The sequence below is a fragment of the Rhodanobacter panaciterrae genome, from assembly GCF_014651895.1.
Taxonomy (GTDB): Bacteria; Pseudomonadota; Gammaproteobacteria; order Xanthomonadales; family Rhodanobacteraceae; genus Rhodanobacter; species Rhodanobacter panaciterrae.
On record NZ_BMXT01000002.1, the window covers coordinates 310,209 to 325,192 of the forward strand.

At 64.9% G+C, this 14,984-nt stretch carries 16 protein-coding genes, 1 tRNA gene and 1 other RNA gene; 13 read left to right on the plus strand and 5 right to left on the minus strand.

Annotation, left to right across the window (positions count from 1 at the left end; all coding sequences use genetic code 11):
• The first annotated feature begins 119 nt into the window (after positions 1-119).
• The 7 genes from pepQ (at position 120) to cydX (ending at position 7,510) form a co-directional block, all read left to right on the plus strand.
• The gene (pepQ, locus tag IE071_RS10810; protein WP_189441213.1) at positions 120-1,439 is read left to right on the plus strand and encodes a Xaa-Pro dipeptidase; all 1,320 of its coding nucleotides are present in this window, start codon (positions 120-122) and stop codon (positions 1,437-1,439) included.
• 87 nt (positions 1,440-1,526) lie between these two features.
• On the plus strand, positions 1,527-2,231 hold the full coding sequence (locus tag IE071_RS10815; RefSeq protein WP_189441214.1) for a response regulator: 705 nt from the start codon (positions 1,527-1,529) through the stop codon (positions 2,229-2,231).
• A gap of 35 nt (positions 2,232-2,266) precedes the next feature.
• Complete coding sequence (locus IE071_RS10820) at positions 2,267-4,087, plus strand: sensor histidine kinase (protein WP_189441215.1); 1,821 nt, start codon at positions 2,267-2,269, stop codon at positions 4,085-4,087.
• A 154-nt stretch (positions 4,088-4,241) separates the two neighbouring features.
• On the plus strand, positions 4,242-4,463 hold the full coding sequence (cydP, locus tag IE071_RS10825; protein WP_189441216.1) for a cytochrome oxidase putative small subunit CydP: 222 nt from the start codon (positions 4,242-4,244) through the stop codon (positions 4,461-4,463).
• Positions 4,463-6,067, plus strand: coding sequence for a cytochrome ubiquinol oxidase subunit I (locus IE071_RS10830; RefSeq protein ID WP_229792906.1), 1,605 nt, complete (start codon positions 4,463-4,465; stop codon positions 6,065-6,067). Before cydP ends, IE071_RS10830 begins: the two co-directional genes overlap by 1 nt.
• 156 nt (positions 6,068-6,223) lie before the next feature.
• On the plus strand, positions 6,224-7,354 hold the full coding sequence (gene cydB / locus IE071_RS10835; protein WP_189441217.1) for a cytochrome d ubiquinol oxidase subunit II: 1,131 nt from the start codon (positions 6,224-6,226) through the stop codon (positions 7,352-7,354).
• 15 nt (positions 7,355-7,369) lie between these two features.
• Positions 7,370-7,510 (plus strand): cytochrome bd-I oxidase subunit CydX, encoded by a 141-nt coding sequence (cydX, locus tag IE071_RS10840; RefSeq protein ID WP_189441218.1) that lies wholly within the window; start codon positions 7,370-7,372, stop codon positions 7,508-7,510.
• Here cydX and IE071_RS10845 read toward each other — a convergent pair.
• Complete coding sequence (locus IE071_RS10845; RefSeq protein WP_189441219.1) at positions 7,507-8,847, minus strand: aminopeptidase P N-terminal domain-containing protein; 1,341 nt, start codon at positions 8,845-8,847, stop codon at positions 7,507-7,509. The two genes, cydX and IE071_RS10845, sit on opposite strands and share 4 nt — an antisense overlap.
• Positions 8,844-9,407: a UPF0149 family protein gene (locus IE071_RS10850; protein ID WP_189441220.1), complete on the minus strand. Its 564-nt coding sequence runs from the start codon at positions 9,405-9,407 to the stop codon at positions 8,844-8,846. The genes IE071_RS10845 and IE071_RS10850 overlap by 4 nt, the downstream gene beginning before the upstream one ends.
• A gap of 111 nt (positions 9,408-9,518) precedes the next feature.
• Between IE071_RS10850 and IE071_RS10855 the strand changes: the two genes are divergently transcribed.
• From IE071_RS10855 to rpiA, 6 genes are all read left to right on the plus strand, one after another.
• Positions 9,519-9,758, plus strand: a complete 240-nt coding sequence (locus IE071_RS10855; RefSeq protein ID WP_189441221.1) for a TIGR02449 family protein — start codon at positions 9,519-9,521, stop codon at positions 9,756-9,758.
• Between the two features lie 8 nt (positions 9,759-9,766).
• The gene (locus IE071_RS10860) at positions 9,767-10,075 is read left to right on the plus strand and encodes a cell division protein ZapA (protein ID WP_077443315.1); all 309 of its coding nucleotides are present in this window, start codon (positions 9,767-9,769) and stop codon (positions 10,073-10,075) included.
• An 87-nt stretch (positions 10,076-10,162) separates the two neighbouring features.
• Positions 10,163-10,349, plus strand: a non-coding RNA gene (gene ssrS / locus IE071_RS10865) — 6S RNA.
• A 67-nt stretch (positions 10,350-10,416) separates the two neighbouring features.
• Positions 10,417-11,022 carry a 5-formyltetrahydrofolate cyclo-ligase gene (locus IE071_RS10870; RefSeq protein ID WP_189441222.1) on the plus strand — a complete coding sequence of 202 codons (606 nt, stop codon included), beginning with the start codon at positions 10,417-10,419 and terminating at the stop codon, positions 11,020-11,022.
• Positions 11,019-11,471, plus strand: a complete 453-nt coding sequence (locus tag IE071_RS10875) for an EVE domain-containing protein (RefSeq protein ID WP_189441223.1) — start codon at positions 11,019-11,021, stop codon at positions 11,469-11,471. The genes IE071_RS10870 and IE071_RS10875 overlap by 4 nt, the downstream gene beginning before the upstream one ends.
• Before the next feature lie 63 nt (positions 11,472-11,534).
• Entirely contained in the window at positions 11,535-12,176 is a 642-nt protein-coding gene (rpiA, locus tag IE071_RS10880; protein ID WP_189441224.1) for a ribose-5-phosphate isomerase RpiA, read from the plus strand.
• A 44-nt stretch (positions 12,177-12,220) separates the two neighbouring features.
• Here rpiA and IE071_RS10885 read toward each other — a convergent pair whose 3' ends face one another.
• The 3 genes from IE071_RS10885 to rpsI all read right to left on the minus strand — a co-directional run bounded on the left by IE071_RS10885 (position 12,221) and on the right by rpsI (position 14,982).
• Complete coding sequence (locus IE071_RS10885) at positions 12,221-14,128, minus strand: chloride channel protein (protein WP_189441225.1); 1,908 nt, start codon at positions 14,126-14,128, stop codon at positions 12,221-12,223.
• 321 nt (positions 14,129-14,449) lie between these two features.
• A tRNA-Gln gene (locus IE071_RS10890) sits at positions 14,450-14,523 on the minus strand.
• A gap of 66 nt (positions 14,524-14,589) precedes the next feature.
• Complete coding sequence (gene rpsI / locus IE071_RS10895; RefSeq protein ID WP_189441226.1) at positions 14,590-14,982, minus strand: 30S ribosomal protein S9; 393 nt, start codon at positions 14,980-14,982, stop codon at positions 14,590-14,592.
• Positions 14,983-14,984: the final 2 nt, after the last annotated feature.

Consider the following 14,984-nt stretch of genomic DNA (forward strand, 5'->3'; position numbering starts at 1 on the left):
CCCCACCCAGCACGGGCTGTTCCGGCCCTGCGCGCAAGCGGCCCGCAACAGGGTCGCCCGTTGTCACGACGCGTGCAGACGATCCGGCAGCAGAACAGCCCGCCGTCGCAGGAGTCGCCATGCACGATCAACTCGCCAAGCTGTATCCGCACCATCTGGCCACCGTGCGCGAGCGCGCCGACCGGGCACTCGCACTGGGCGGCTTCGATCACCTGCTGATCGCCGCCGGCACACCGCTGCGCAAGTTCCTCGACGACCAGGATTACCCGTTCGTGGTCAATCCGCACTTCAAGCACTGGCTGCCGCTGACCGACGCGCCGGGCAGCTGGATCGCCTACACCCCGGGCCGCAAGCCGAAGCTGATTTTCCTGCAGCCGCGCGACTACTGGCATGTCGTGCCGCAGGCACCGCACGGCTACTGGGTCGAGCACTTCGACATCGTGATCGTGCGCAACGCCGCCGACGCGCTGGCTGAACTGCCCGCCGGCAAGCGCGCGGTGATCGCCGCCGCCTGCCCCACCGTCGATGGCGTCGAGGCGAACAACCCGCCAGTCGTACTCGACTACCTGCACTGGTACCGCAGCTACAAGACGCCGTACGAACTCGCCCTGATGCGCGAAGCCAGTCGCATCGGCGCGCGCGCGCACCGCGCGGCCGAGGCCTCCTTCCGTGCCGGCCGCAGCGAGTTCGGCATCCACCTGACCTATCTCGCCGCCGCGCGGCAGACCGATGCCGAACTGCCGTACGCCAGCATCGTCGGCCTGAACGAGCATGGCGCGGTGCTGCACTACACGAACTTTGACCGCATGCCGCCGGCGCACAGCCGCTCGTTCCTGATCGACGCCGGCGCCAGCGCGGCCGGCTACGCCAGCGATATCACGCGCACCTACGCAGCGCCGCAGGCAGCGAAATTCCAGGCCTTGATCGACAGCGTCGACGCCGCGCAGCAGGGTTTCGTCGCGAAAGTGCGCGCCGGCCAGAGTTATCCCGAACTGCACATCCATGCCCATCACGTGCTGGCCGGCGTATTGCGCGAGCACGGCTTCATTCGCATGAGCGCCGAGAGCGCGGTCGAGTCCGGCGTCAGCAGCGCGTTCTTCCCGCACGGCCTCGGTCATCCGATCGGCCTGCAGGTGCACGACGTCGCCGGCTTCCAGCAGAGCGAGCACGGCGGTAGCATCGCGCGCCCGGAAGGTCATCCGTATCTGCGCATGACCCGCGTACTGGAACCGGGCATGGTGGTGACGATCGAACCCGGCCTGTACTTCATCGACATGCTGCTGGCCGAATTGCGCGACAAACCGTTCGCCGGCGATATCGACTGGGCCAGGGTCGATGCGTTCCGCCAGTACGGCGGCATCCGCATCGAGGACGATGTGGTGTGCACCGATAGCGCACCGGAGAACCTCACCCGCGACGCGTTCGCGCGGCACGACTGAGCGGGCCAACCGTCACAGCCGCACCGTATACTCGACGCTCCAGAGGTCGATCGATCTCCGTGACGGGCCGGGGGGCTTGCGCAAGGCATGGAATTACCAGAAAGCGGCATTGACCTGAGTCCGACCCTGATCGTCGAGGACAACGGCCCAATGCAACAGCGTCTGCGGCGACTGCTGACCGATCTGATCGGCGCCGATGCACAGATCACCGCCGTCGACAGCATCGCCGCCGCCAAGGCGCAACTGGGCGAGAACGCGACCAGCATGGCCCTGATCGACATCGGCCTGCCCGACGGCAACGGCATCGACCTGATCGCATGGCTGCATGTCCACCATCCGCAAGTAACCACGGTGGTGATCTCCGCCTGGGGGCATGAAGACACCGTGCTGGCCGCCCTGCGCGCGGGTGCCATCGGTTACCTGTTGAAAGAGCGCGAGGACATCGAGCTCAGCCTGGCGTTGCAGAGCATCCGCCGCGGCGGTGCGCCGATCGACCCGACGATCGCCCGCGGCATCCTCGCCTTGCTGCAGCTTCCGACCGAGCCGGCAACCACCGTCGCAAGCGGGACCGTAGTTGCTACTGCGCGACCACCGGATCACGCCTTGTCGGACCGCGAATCCGAGATCCTGAAGCTGGTGGCACGCGGCTACAGCAACCGCGACATCGCCGAACTGACCACCTTGTCGCGCTTCACCATCGAGGGTTACACCAAGAGCATCTATCGCAAGCTGGCGGTACGCTCGCGCACCGCGGCAGTCTTCGAGGCAAAAGCGCTGGGTCTGTTGCATTGAGGCACCGCGCATGCGCCTGGTTGGCACTTGGCCTGATGCTCGTGCTCACCGCCTGCGCACGACAGGCAACGCCGGCGACACCGGCCGTGCTGACCATCGACCGCGCCGAAGCCGTGCAGGCCGACTGGCTTTCCGGTGCAGTGCCCAGCACGGGCTGGACCCCGGTCACGTTGATGGACTACTGGAACACCCGCTGGCCACAGCACGATGGCGTGGTCTGGTATCGCGTGCACTGGAACCAGACCAACGCGGACACGCCGGTCGGGATTCTGCTCGAATATGTGTGCATGGCCGATGCCGTCTACGTCAACGGCAGCCTGATCCACCGCGACCCGCAGCTGGTCGAGCCGCTGTCGCGCAGCTGGGTCGCACCGCAATACTTCACCATCGACAAGCCCCTGCTGCACGCGGGCGACAACACCTTGCTGGTGCGCGTCTCCGGTCTCGCCAGCTATCAGCCCGGTTTCGGCAAGGTGCAGCTGGGCAACCCGGAAGCCGTGCACGCGCTCTATCAGCACAACCTGCGCTGGCGTTACGGCATCCGCCAGTTCGACTTTGCGATCAGCGCGGTACTCGGCTCGCTGTTCGGCATGTTCTGGCTGCTGCGACGCAAGGACACCGTCTATGGCTGGTATGCGCTGAGCACCATCTTCGGCGCAGGCTACGGCTGGAATTATGTCGCCGACAGTCCGTGGCCATTCACCACCACGGATGCCTGGCAGGCCTTCAACGTCGCGATGTTCGTGGCCCTGGCGTGCAGTTTCATCGTGTTCCTGCTGCGCTTCTGCGGCCGGCGCTGGCCGCGCACCGAAGGGATCCTGCTGCTGGCAACCGTCGCCGCATTCGCCGTCGCCCTGCTTGCGCCCGGCGTGATGGGGCCGTGGCGCAACCTGTGGGTCATACCCACCGTCGTGCTCTATTACGTCGCGATCGCTGTTTTTCTCTGGTATGCCACGCGCAGTTCGCGCATCGACGTGCGCGTGCTCGCGGCATCGATGCTGTTGCCGGTGCTGGCCTCCATGTACGACCTCTCGCTGTATCTGGAGCTGGTGCGTGGTACTACCTTTCTCGGCGAACTGACCTCGCCGGTGTCCCTGCTCGGCATGAGCTTCGCCGTGGCATGGCGGTTTTCGGAAGCCATGCGCCGGGTTGAGGGCTTCAACGTCGAACTCAGGCACGAAGTCGATGCCGCCACTGCACAACTCGGCGACACACTGACACGCGAGCACCAGCTCGCACTCGCCAACACCCGCATCGGCGAGCGCCTGAACCTCGTGCGCGACCTGCACGACGGCTTCGGCGGCAGCCTGCTCGGCGCCATTGCCACGCTGGAAAATCCGCAGCGTCCGCCAGAACCCGCGCGCGTGGTCAGCACCCTGAAGGAACTGCGCGACGACCTGCGCCTGGTCATCGATACCACCACCCACGAACATGACTCCGACCTGGCCGGCCTGCTCGCCCCGCTGCGCCACCGCTGGAGCCAGCGCCTGGATGTGGCCGACATCGACAGCTGCTGGCAACTGGAAGGCCTCGACGGACTGCACCTCGGCCCCGCGCGCAGCCTCGACCTGCTGCGCCTTCTGCAGGAGGCGCTGACCAACGTGCTTAAGCACAGCCATGCCAGTCGTGTGGAGATCACCGTGCGGCGCTCCAACGCGCAGCTGTCCATTGAAGTCCGCGACAACGGCAGCGGCTTCGACCTCGCTGCCGCACGCGACAGTCATCAAGTAGGCGGCGCGGGGCTGGCCAGTCTGCGCACTCGCGCCGATCGCCTCGGCAGCGAGCTGGTGCTTGATGCATCGCCCGACCGTGGCGTCACTCTGCGCCTGAATGTTCACCTGCAAGCGGCCCGGTAATCAGCCGGCCCCTGCATGACCTGATATACGACCAGCCACCCTGACCTGCCCGGCGCGATATGCGCAGATTGCCGCAGGCTGCGGCATTACTGCGCACGACAGTTGCACAGACGCGGCGTATTCTCGGTGCATATGTGATGCACGGGATCGCCGCATGTCCATATCGTCTGTCGAACCGGATCGCCACGCTCTGCCAGCTCGTCCGCTGCGCCGGCTGACGTTCGAGCTGTTCGGCGTGATCGCCCTCAAGATCGCCGTGCTGATGCTGATCTGGTGGCTGCTGTTCGCTCCGCAGCCGAAACCCGATGTCAGTCCAGAAGCGATCGCGCATCGCCTGGCACCCACCTCGCAAACTCCGTCCGCAGGTCACCCATGATCATCGATACCGATGTCGTCACGCTGTCGCGTCTGCAATTCGCGCTGACCGCGCTGTACCACTTCCTGTTCGTGCCGCTGACCTTGGGTCTGGTGTGGATGCTCGCGATCATGGAGAGCGTCTACGTGATGACCGGGCGCGAGGTGTGGAAGCGCATGGTGCAGTTCTGGGGCGTGCTGTTCGGCATCAACTTCGCGATGGGCGTGGCGACCGGCGTGACGATGGAGTTCCAGTTCGGCATGAACTGGGCGTACTACTCGCATTACGTCGGCGACGTGTTCGGCGCGCCGCTGGCGATCGAGGGGATGATGGCGTTCTTCCTCGAAGCCACCCTGGTCGGCGTGTTCTTCATGGGCTGGGATCGCATCTCGCGGATCAAGCACCTGCTGGTGACCTGGTTCCTCGCGCTGGGCACCAGCCTGTCGGCGCTGTGGATCCTGATCGCGAATGCGTGGATGCAGCATCCGGTGGGCGCCGCGTTCAATCCGCAGACGATGCGCATGGAAGTGACCTCGTTCTCCGAAGTGTTTTTCAATCCCGTGGCGCAGGACAAGTTCGTGCACACGGTGAGCGCAGGCTACGTGATGGGCGCAATGTTCGTGCTGTCGATCAGCGCGTGGTATCTGCTGCGCGGTCGCAACGTGGATTTCGCCAAGCGCTCGATGACGGTGGCAGCGAGCTTCGGCCTCGCCGCGGCGCTGTCGGTGGTGGTGCTGGGCGATGCGTCCGGCTACACCGTGTCGCTGAACCAGAAGATGAAGATGGCCTCGATCGAGGCGATGTGGCACACCGAGCCAGCGCCGGCCTCGTTCACCCTGTTCGGCATCCCCGACGTGCAGCAGCGCAAGACCCACTTCGCGGTGAAGATTCCCTGGGTGATGGGCCTGATCGGCACCCACTCGATCGACGAGACGATGCCCGGCATCGCCGAGTTGGTGGATGCGGCCAAGGGCCGCATCGGCAACGGCATCCAGGCCTACGACGCGATGCTGATGCTGCGGCAGGACAAGGACAACGTACAGGCCAAGGCCACGCTCGCCGCGCACGATCAGGATCTGGGCTACGCGCTGCTGCTGAAGAAGTACGTCGACGATCCGCGTCAGGCGACGCCGGCGGATATCCAGAAAGCCGCCGACAGCACAATCCCGAATGTGCCGGTGCTGTTCTGGGCGTTCCGCATCATGGTCGGCTGCGGCTTCTATTTCATCGCGCTGTTCGCGTTCTCGTTCTGGAAGGCGAGCACGCGCCAGCTCGATACCCAGCGCTGGTATCTGCGCCTGGCGCTATGGAGCCTGCCGCTGCCGTGGGTCGCGATCGAGCTGGGCTGGATCGTTGCCGAATACGGGCGCCAGCCGTGGGCAATCGAGGGCGTGTTGCCGACGGCGCTCGGCGTGTCATCGGTCAGTGCCGGTCAGGTACTCACTTCACTGGGCGGCTTCGTGTTGTTCTACACCGCACTGGCGATCGTCGACGTGATGCTGATGCGGAAGTTCATCCGCAAGGGGCCGGACGGTTTGGGCATCTGGCCGTCCAGCTCTTCCCCCTCTCCCCTTGCGGGAGAGGGGGAAGAGCTGGCGGCACACTCTCGTCAAAGCGCGCAATGATGAATTCCTCGCCAGCGTGCTCCCCCTCTCCTCAATCCTCTCCCACAAGGGGAGAGGAAGTAGAAGCGCGCATCGCGGATCATTCTTGCCAGCACCCGCCTCTCATCTGCCTGTGGCATTTCCCCACTGAGGGGAAAAGAAAATTCGGAGAAAAGCATGTTCGATTATGAAAGCTTGCGAGTGATCTGGTGGGCCCTGCTCGGCACCTTGCTGATCGGCTTCGCCATCATGGACGGCTTCGATTTCGGCGTCGCCGGACTGCTGAAAGTGCTCGGCCGCGACAACGAGGAACGACTGGTGCTGCTGGAAGGGATCGAGCCGACCTGGGAAGGCAACCAGGTGTGGTTCATCCTCGCCGGCGGCGCCACGTTCGCGGCGTGGCCGATGCTGTATGCGGTGTCGTTCTCCGGCATGTACCTGGCGATCGCGCTGGTGCTGCTGGCGCTGATCCTGCGTCCGGTCGGTTTCAACTTCCGCGGAAAGATCCACGACCCGCGCTGGGCGTCGCTGTGGGACTGGATCCTCAGCGGCTCCGGCTTCGTGGTGATGCTGGTCGCCGGCGTCGCGTTCGGCAACCTGTTCCTCGGCGTGCCGTTCCGGTTCGACGGCGATCTGCGCATGAGCTGGCAGGGCGGCTTCTTCGATCTGCTGCATCCGTTCGCGCTGCTGTGCGGGCTGGTGTCGCTGAGCATGCTGCTGGCGCATGGTGCATGCTGGGCTGCGTTGAAGGCCGACCACGTGATCGCGGTGCGCGCGGTGAAAATCGCGCGCTGGATGACCCTGCTCTTTGCGGCGCTGTATGTGCTGGCCGGCGTGTGGCTGGCTTACGGCATTCCCGGCTACGCGGTGGTCGGGCCGGTGGTCACCGACGGCGTTTCCAATCCGCTGTACAAGCAGGTCGCCCAGGGCGGCAGCTGGTTCGCCGGCTACATGCAGTACCCGTGGTTCTGGATCGCGCCGCTGCTGGCGCTGGTTTCCGCTGTCGGCGTGCAGGCCTTGATCGGCCGGCGCAGCGTGGCCGGCTTCATCGCCAGCAGCCTGATGGTGGGTAGCACGATCGCCTCGGCCGGCTTCGCGCTGTTTCCGTTCCTGCTGCCGTCCAGTCTCGACCCGCGTTCCAGCCTCACCGTGTGGGATGCATCCTCCAGTCGCGGCACCTTGCAGCTGATGCTGATCGTCACCGCCGTCCTGCTGCCGATCGTGATGCTCTACACCAGCTGGGTGTATCGCGTGATGCGCGGGCGGATCACCCTCGAACAGGTGCGCAAGGCGCACGGCGGCTATTGAAAGGAGCGCAAGCTGATGTGGTATTTCGCATGGATACTTGGACTCGGGCTGGCCTGTGCTTTCGCCATCCTCAATGCAATGTGGTACGAGGTGCATGCCACTGACGAGGCGAACCGCTTGCGTACTGATGCAGAACTGCCGGACGAACTGAGCTAGCGCGCCGCCAGCAAGGCCTCGATCGCCTCGGCCTCTTTCGGCATCGCTGCCGTAAGCACCTCGTTGCCGTCGCGAGTCACCGCCACGTCGTCCTCGATGCGGATACCGATGCCGCGCCAGCGTTCGGCCACCGTGCGATCATCTGGCGCCACATACAGGCCCGGCTCCACCGTCAGCACCATGTCCGGCTCGAGCAGGCGCGATTCGCCGCCGACGCGGTAGTCACCGACATCGTGCACGTCCAACCCGAGCCAGTGACCGGTCTTGGCCGGAAAGAAACGCTTGTAGCTGCCCTCGGCAATCGCCGCGTCGGCATCGCCCTTGAGCAAACCCAACTGGCACAAACCTTCGGTAAGCACACGCACGGCCGCCGTATGCGCGGCGCTGAACGGTTGGCCGGGCCGCACTTCGTCGATCGCCGCCAGTTGCGCGGCCAGCACAATTTCATAAAGCGCGCGCTGCTCGCGGCTGTAGCGACCGTTGAGCGGAAACGTGCGGCTGATGTCGGACGCATAACAGTCCAGCTCGGCGCCGGCGTCGATCAGCAGCAGTTCGCCATCGCGCAGCGCGGCGCGGTGGCTCTGGTAATGCATCACGCAGGCATTCGCGCCGCCGGCGATGATCGGCGCAAATGCCGGCACGGCGCCGCGGCTGCGTACCACCCGCAGCAACTCCGCCTCGACTTCGTATTCCAGGCGGCCGGGCGTGGCGACCTGCAGCGCCGCCAGATGTGCGTCCACCGCGATCGCAGCGGAGGCGCGCATCAGCCTCAGTTCGGCACGCGACTTGTACAGGCGCAGGTCGTGCAGCAGATGTCCGAGCGCCACGAATTCCTTCGGCACCACGCCGCCGCCACGCAGCTGGCGCAGCTTGCGCATCCAGCCCAGCAGTTGCGCATCGAACTCCGGTTCGCGGCCGAAGTGGCAGTACACGCGGCCACGGCCCTCGATCATGCCGGGCAGGATGTCGTCGATGTCCTCGATCGGGAACGCGTCGTCCATGCCGTAGCCGCTGACCGCCTGCTCGGTGCCGATCGACTGGCCATGCCAGCGATCACGCTCCGGATCACGCTCACGGCAGAACAGCACCACCTCGCCATGCTTGCGACCCGGCAGCAGCGCCAGCACCGCGTCGGCTTCGGGAAAACCCGCCAGGTAATGGAAGTCCGAATCCTGCCGGTACGGCCACGCCGCATCGGCATTGCGCATCCGCTCGGGCGCGGCAGCAACCAGCAACACGGCATCTTCGCCAGCCATCTGCATCAGCTGGTGACGACGCCGTGCGAATTCGTCCGGCGTGATCGCCAGCGCGGCCAGCTTCGGTGTGCTGGGAATCAATGCACCGTGCCGCTGGCGGACGGGTCGTGCGCGCTGCATTCGGTGTGCAGCAGCATCGCGGCGACGCGCACGAACTCCTGCACTTCGATCAGGGCGTCCTCATCTTCGGCCTCGTTGCCGAAATCGAACGACGAGGCGGCGACCGTACCGAGGTCACGCAGGACTTCCTGCGCATCGTCCGACAGCTGCGCATGTGCCGCGGTGCCGGCGAGACCGAAGCCACCGAGGAAACCGCGGCACCAGTCGACCATCGCCTCGGCGCGCTCGGGCAGCGGCCGATCGTCGGCCGGCAGCAGCGGTTCGAAACCCAGCTCCGGATCGGTCAATTCGGCTTCGCACTGCCGGGCCAGCCGCTGCAGCAAAGCCTGGTCGTCCGCGGAGGGATCAGTGGCCTCGCCATCGAGCTGCAGCGCGGCCAGCACGGAGGTGCCGCGCAGCAAGCCGCCACCTGCCAGATAACCGCACAGCGAGCCGTGCAATTCGCTGGCCTCGGTGCCCAGCCGCAGGCGCGTGATCAGCGCATCGATATCGTCGTGGCCTACAGGCTCGGCTGCCGTCATGGCGGTACTCCATCAGGGAATGGCCGCCAGTTTAATGCACCCGCCACGCCGGCCACCGACCTCGGGCGGTAGCCGGCTGACTTCCGTCGGCGTCCTGTTATAGTTTCGTGCATGAGTACGCCCGACCCCGTTCAGTCCGACCACGTCCATCAGGAGCTGGTCGCCTTGAGTCAGCAGCTGGACCGGCTGCTCGACACCGTGCGCCGTCTCACCGAGGAAAACCGCAGCCTGCGCCATAGCCAGGAGCAGTTGTCCGGCGAGCGGGCCGGTTTGATGGCACGCAACGAGCAGGCACGCAGCCGCGTCGAGGCGATGATCCAGCGGCTGAAATCGCTTGAAAGCAACGGTTGATAGAATCCATGTCCAGCAGTGAACCGGTCGCGCTGCGACTGATCGACCGCGAATTCCTGATCGCCTGCGCGCCGGAAGAGCGCGATGGCCTGCTCGAAGCGGCCGGCTTTCTCGACCGCAAGATGCGCGAGCTGCGCGCGAACGCGAAAGCACCCAGTTTCGAACGACTGGCCGTGCTGACCGCGATCAGCGTCACCCACGAGTTCCTGACCCTGCGCAAGCAGCACGATGGCCAGGAGCAGCGCCTCAGCGACGGCCTTGCCGCCTTGCGCAGCAAGCTGGATGCTGCGCTCGAGAGCGACCTGCTGAAGCGCTGATAGCGGCACCGATCACGCTGTTCGATGAACCTGCACTGTCACTCGCCAGTGGCACATTGCCGGGCAAGCGCCTAAAATCGGCCTCGGCGTTTTCTGCGATGTTCGCCAGCACACTCTTACATTTGCCTTGTTCCTAAATACGGCCCCGGGTCGGCTTCACATCGGTTGTTGTGCATGTCCGCCACGTGCGGAAAGCCTTGAGACCATGTAGCTCTCCCACCTGATCCATCTTGGATCAAGGTCGTTTGGTGTGCAGCGGCATCGCGGTTGACGCCACTTAATTTCCCGCCCCGTTCGTCCCGCGATGAACGGGGCGACTTTTCGATGGAGACGCTCGAAACGTGGACGCCACCGCCCAACGACACGAGCTTCGCCAGCGCCTGGCCGACCAGCGCCGCGCCCTCACCCCGCCCGAACGCATGAGCGCCGCGCAAGGCCTGCGCCGCAGCCTTGAGCAACTGCCCGAGTACCTCACCGATGCGCGCGTGGCCGGCTACTGGGCCAGCCACGGCGAGCTGCCGCTGAATCTGGTGATTCCGCCGCTGGCCGCACGCGGCCAGCAATTCCTGCTGCCGGTGATCGGCAAGGGGAAACGCCTGCGCTTTGCGCCGTGGCAATCCGGCGAGGAGGTGCAGCCGAACCGTTATGGCATCCCCGAACCGGTCGCCCAGGGCGAACTGCTCGAACCGTTCCAGCTCGACCTGGTGCTGGTGCCGCTGCTCGGCTTCGACCGTCGCGGCAACCGGCTCGGTCATGGCGGTGGCTACTATGACCGCAGCTTTGCCTTCCTCAACGAGCAGGTACGCCCGACCGAACCGTTGCTGGTCGGCATCGCCTACTCCTTCCAGGAATTGCCGCAGGTCACGGAGGAAGGGTGGGATGTCCCGCTCGACTTCATCGCCACCGAGCGCGAGCTGATCGACTGCAACCCCGGGGTAAACGCATGAAACACTGGTTGATGAAATCCGAGCCCGAGGCGTTCTCGATCGACGACTTGAAACGCAAAAAGCGGGAAGCCTGGGACGGCGTGCGCAACTATCAGGCGCGCAACTTCATGCGCGACAGCATGCGGCCCGGCGACAAGGTGTTCTTCTACCACTCCAACTGCGCCGAGCCCGGCATCGTCGGCATCGCCGAGGTCGCGTCCGACGCGTATCCCGATCCCAGCCAGTTCGACGCCAAGAGCAAGTATTTCGATCCCACCAGCAAGCGCGAGGAACCGCGCTGGATGCTGGTCGACGTGAAGTTCGTGAAGAAGCTCAAGCGCACGATCACGCTGGACGAACTCAAGGGTCACGAGGCGCTGGACGAAATGCTGTTGCTGCGCAAAGGCAACCGGCTGTCGGTGATGCCGGTGGCTGCCACGGAATGGCAGTACATCCTCACGCTCGAATGACTTGAGTCCGCTCCGCGCTGCGCCTATCCACTATCCAGACAATCTCTTCCCGGAATCCATGTCATGAGCAATCCGAACGAAAAACGCCAGGCCGGTGAGGCCGCGATCCGCTTTGTCGAGGACGGCGCCATCGTCGGCGTCGGTACCGGCTCCACCGTGGCGTTCTTCATCGATGCCTTGGCCGACCTGAAGGATCGCATCCAGGGCGCGGTATCCAGCTCGGAGCAGTCCACCGCACAGCTGAAGCGACTGGGCATTCCGGTGCTCGACCTCAACAGCGCCGGCCCGCTGACGATCTACATCGACGGCGCCGACGAGTGCGACCCGTACAAGCGCCTGATCAAGGGCGGCGGCGCTGCGCTCACCCGCGAGAAGATCGTCGCCGCGGCGAGCGAGAAATTCGTCTGCATCATCGATTCCAGCAAGCGGGTCGACCTGCTCGGCAAGTTTCCGGTGCCGATCGAGGTGATCCCGATGGCGCGCAGCCTGATCGGTCGCGAGATCGTCAAGCGTGGCGGCCAACCGGTGTGGCGCGACGGCGTGGTTACCGACAACGGCAACTGGATCATCGACGTGCACGGCTGGCAGATCGCCGACCCGGCCGCGTTGGAAAGCGAGCTCAATCAATTGCCCGGCATCGTCACCGTCGGCCTGTTCGCACGACGTCCGGCCGATGTGGTGCTGATCGGCGATCGTGAGATGTGATCACACGGCGTCGTCAGTCAACGACCGACGACGCCAGTAAACGCTTAAACGCCCGCCGGCTTGATCGGACGCTTCACCACCCGCCCCTTGCGGAAATGCAGATAACGTCCGGACTGGCGTGCCTCCTGCAGGCGCTGCCCATGCGCGGTGAGGATATCGCCGCGGGTGAGGATGCCGACCAGCAGGTATGGCGCTTCATCACCCACCACGATCAGACGGCCGACGTTGTGCGCCACCATGTGATCGGCTGCCTCGCGCAAGGAATGGCTTTCCTTCACCACGATCGGCTCGCGCAGCACCAGCTCACCCAGTGACAGCGTGTAATGCCACTGCGGATCGAGCAGCGTGCGCCGGGTCAACACGCCTCGCACATGGCCTGCTTCATCGATCACCGGATAGCCCTGATGCTGCATGTCGGGCAGACCTTCGTTGAACCAGCGGCGCACCTCGGCCAGCGTCTGCGTGGTGCGCAAGGTCACCACCTCGTGCGTGCAGGCGTCGCGCACCACCACCTGATCCAGATAGTCGGCGGCGTATTCGGCCGGCACGCGCACACCGCGGCGGGCGATCTTCTCGGTCATGATGGTGTTGCGCATCAGCAGCGCGGAAATCAGATACGCCGCGGTGCAACCACCGAGCAAAGGCAGCAGCCCCGCCGGCTGGCCGGTGGTCTCGAACGCAAACACCACGGCGGTGAGCAATGCGCGCGCTGAGCCGGCAAAGATCGCCGCCATGCCGACCAGCGCGGCGATCCGCGGGTCGATGCCGAACTGTGGCGCCAGTGCAGCGATACCTAGGCCGAGCAGCGCGCCCAGCGCACCGCCGATGGTGAACAGCGGCGCCAGCGTGCCGCCGGAGGTGCCGCTGCCCAGCGCGATCGACCACGACAGGAATTTCATCACGCACAGAAACGCCAGCGCACTCAGAGTGAGCTGGCCGGACACGATGTCCTCGATATTGCTGTAGCCCACGCCGAGGGTCAGCGGCGCGAAATAGCCGACCACGCCTACCGCAACGCCACCGATCGCCGGCCACCACATCCAGTGAATCGGCAGCTTCTCGAACACGTCCTCGATGCCGTAGACAATCCGCGTCACGCCCACGCTGATCAGGCCGAGTACGGCGCCAATGCCGACATACGAAAGCAGCGCCAGCAGGCCCGGCGTGGCCAGCGCAGGCATCGCAAACACCGGTGCCGAACCCACCGTGGCATAGCGCACACCGGTCGCCGCGACGGTTGCAAGCGCTACGGGAATCAGCGAACGCGGACGCAGCTCGAACAACAGCAGCTCGATCGCCAGCACCACCGCCGCCACCGGTGAGCCGAACACCGCGGCCATGCCTGCCGCCGCACCGGCGGCCAGCAGCACCTTGCGCTCGGCGCCGGTCACATGCAGCAACTGGCCGACGAACGAACCAAGCGCGCCGCCGGTGGCGATGATCGGACCTTCCGCGCCGAACGGACCACCGGTACCGATCGCGATCGCCGAGGAAATCGGCTTCAGGAAGGTGATCCGTGGCGGAATCTTCGACTCGTTGAGCAGCACCTGCTCCATCGCCTCCGGAATGCCGTGGCCGCGAATCGCGCGTGAACCCCAGCGCGCCATCACACCGACGATCAAACCACCGATCACCGGTACCGCGATCACCCACAGTCCCAGGTGGTTATCGGCCGGCGAGCTGAATGCCGTCGACACCCGGCCGTAGAACGCCAGGTTCGTCACCAATCCGATCAACGCGGTGAGGAGCCGGGCGATGAAGGCCGCCGCGATGCCCAGCAGAATCGCCACCGCCGTGATGCGCAACACGCGACGATCCACCAGGGTCGAACGGCGCGGCATGCGGGTGGCGTCGAGCGTCACGCCGAGCGATGGCGACAGCGGCAAGGCATCGGTGCTGCCTTCCAGGCGCACGTCGGCATGCCCGACTGCGTTTTCGGTTTCGGAGGTCATCGGTTTGCCGCAAGACGAAAGCGGAGATTTTACGCTGGCGGTCTGAGGAACCGAAGAGGCAGGATTTTGCGAATGGCGTGATGTACTGACTAACGCGGTTCGCCTGCGCACCAAGACAAAACAAAAGTCACCGCATGCGCGGGCAAAGCTTGAGGGCACCGGGAGACTAGGATTGTTTGGCCCATCCATGGGCCAAACCCCGCAACGCGGGGCCAGCCTGCGGCTGTCCAAATTTGTTCCAGACAAATTTGTCGAACGTGGCTCGCTTCCCGTACCCCCAATCAAAATAAAAAACCCGCCACGAGGGCGGGTTTTTTATTTTGGCTGGGAGACTAGGATTCGAACCTAGATAGACAGCGTCAGAGGCTGTCGTCCTACCGTTAGACGATCTCCCAAAAACAGCTGGATCGATGCGCTCTGACTTTGTTGCATCGAACCACAACGCAAATCCCGCAGGGGAATTAGCGCTTGGAGAACTGGGTTGCGCGACGTGCCTTGTGCAGACCGACCTTCTTGCGCTCGACTTCGCGGGCGTCACGGGTCACGAAACCAGCCTTGCGCAGCGGCGATTTCAGGGTTTCATCATATTCGATCAACGCGCGGGCGATGCCGAGGCGGATTGCGCCGGCCTGACCGGTGATGCCGCCACCGGCGACCGTCACCTTGATGTCGAACTTGTCCGTGCTCTGGGTCAGCTCAAGCGGCTGGCGCACGATCATGCACGAGGTCTCGCGACCAAAAAAGGCCTCGAGCGTCTTGCCGTTGACTTCGATCGCGCCCTTGCCCTTGCGCAGGAACACGCGGGCGGCGGAGGTTTTGCGGCGGCCAGTGCCGTAGTTCTGCTGGATCGTCATGA

Excerpts from the sequence above, each read along its gene's own strand:
- cydX (WP_189441218.1), top strand. The coding sequence starts at position 7,370 with ATGTGGTATTTCGCATGGATACTTGGACTCGGGCTGGCCTGTGCTTTC.
- IE071_RS10875 (WP_189441223.1), top strand. The coding sequence starts at position 11,019 with ATGAAACACTGGTTGATGAAATCCGAGCCCGAGGCGTTCTCGATCGAC.
- IE071_RS10820 (WP_189441215.1), top strand. The coding sequence starts at position 2,267 with ATGCTCGTGCTCACCGCCTGCGCACGACAGGCAACGCCGGCGACACCG.
- IE071_RS10815 (WP_189441214.1), top strand. The coding sequence starts at position 1,527 with ATGGAATTACCAGAAAGCGGCATTGACCTGAGTCCGACCCTGATCGTC.
- IE071_RS10885 (WP_189441225.1), bottom strand. The coding sequence starts at position 14,128 with ATGACCTCCGAAACCGAAAACGCAGTCGGGCATGCCGACGTGCGCCTG.
- IE071_RS10850 (WP_189441220.1), bottom strand. The coding sequence starts at position 9,407 with ATGACGGCAGCCGAGCCTGTAGGCCACGACGATATCGATGCGCTGATC.
- rpiA (WP_189441224.1), top strand. The coding sequence starts at position 11,535 with ATGAGCAATCCGAACGAAAAACGCCAGGCCGGTGAGGCCGCGATCCGC.
- pepQ (WP_189441213.1), top strand. The coding sequence starts at position 120 with ATGCACGATCAACTCGCCAAGCTGTATCCGCACCATCTGGCCACCGTG.
- cydP (WP_189441216.1), top strand. The coding sequence starts at position 4,242 with ATGTCCATATCGTCTGTCGAACCGGATCGCCACGCTCTGCCAGCTCGT.
- IE071_RS10860 (WP_077443315.1), top strand. The coding sequence starts at position 9,767 with ATGTCCAGCAGTGAACCGGTCGCGCTGCGACTGATCGACCGCGAATTC.
- rpsI (WP_189441226.1), bottom strand. The coding sequence starts at position 14,982 with ATGACGATCCAGCAGAACTACGGCACTGGCCGCCGCAAAACCTCCGCC.
- cydB (WP_189441217.1), top strand. The coding sequence starts at position 6,224 with ATGTTCGATTATGAAAGCTTGCGAGTGATCTGGTGGGCCCTGCTCGGC.
- IE071_RS10855 (WP_189441221.1), top strand. The coding sequence starts at position 9,519 with ATGAGTACGCCCGACCCCGTTCAGTCCGACCACGTCCATCAGGAGCTG.